This is a genomic window from Borreliella spielmanii, assembly GCF_014201705.1.
Taxonomy (GTDB): Bacteria; Spirochaetota; Spirochaetia; order Borreliales; family Borreliaceae; genus Borreliella; species Borreliella spielmanii.
The window spans coordinates 1-1019 of record NZ_JACHFA010000032.1 but is presented as its reverse complement, the minus strand read 5'-3'; the positions used below and the strand labels follow the sequence as shown (position 1 = coordinate 1019).

General features: G+C 29.3%; 2 protein-coding genes. Both read right to left on the bottom strand.

Translation table 11 applies throughout. The annotated features are described in order from the left end of the window. On the bottom strand, nt 1-524 hold a 524-nt coding region (locus tag HNR35_RS05750), incomplete at its 3' end, for a DUF603 domain-containing protein (RefSeq protein ID WP_183224564.1). A gap of 212 nt (nt 525-736) precedes the next feature. After that, nucleotides 737-1019 (bottom strand): DUF643 domain-containing protein (locus tag HNR35_RS05745; RefSeq protein WP_183224562.1); only part of this gene is annotated, 283 nt, incomplete at its 5' end.

Below are 1019 nucleotides of genomic sequence, written 5' to 3'. Positions count from 1 at the left end.
ACTTCATGCGCAGCAGCAAGTCTTCTCATACATTCATAGTAAAGCTCCATTTCTCTTATTGAACACTCCTTTATAAGATCATTAAGCTCACTTTTCAAAGAACTAATTTCTTCATTAACACATTTTGTATTTTTTTTGTTGCATTGTTTATTTAAAAAGTCAATTTTAAATCTTAAATCGTCTATTTTTAAAAGCATACTAGCAAGTTCAATGCTAGAATATTGCTTGAATGCCCTTATAAATCCTAATTCTAAATTAGAGCGCTCTAAATCTAATTCGCCCTTAACTTTTTTAGCTTTAACTTCTGATTTAAAAGTTTGTGCTACAAGGTGTTCAAAAGTATCCTCGCTAATTGTTACTCTAGAGTCCTCATTAACAGAAATCTCTCCACTCTCCCATTTTTGTCTCATTCTCCACACATTTACTCTAGAAACTCCAAGTCTAGCTGCTATTTCTTTATCATTTAGTGAGCCTTGTCTAAAATATGCAACATAATCATCAAAAGATCTTTTAGCTTTTTTCAAAAGCAAAACCCCAAAGTAACAAAGTTAACAAATTGTTACTCTAAATAGTAAAGCAATTTAACAAATTATTAACATAAACTGATAGCTTTTTAATATTTACTAGAGAGTATTTAATATTTGTTGGCTTTTATTGATTTAGCTCGCTGCTATTTCTAAATCAAAGATTATAAAAATAGCAGTTCACTAATTTATTGCATTTTGCTATAGCTTGACTATATAAGTTTGTAAAAACCTTTTATTGTATTAACAAGCTTATTACTTGTGTAAACTCCCTTGTCATAGCTGTGTATGCTCGTAAATAATACAACTACAAAACTATTTAAAGCAACCGTTTGGCCTCGTTTTAGCTCTTGTTTAAGCTTATAAATAATATCATGAACAAAGACCAAAAACATATTAGATTTTGTTTTTCCTAGCTTTTCTAAACAGTCTTCTAATATTCCCTCTTTGTAGCTAAAATCAACTCTATTTTCAAAGTCATTTTCGCGTTCTTTT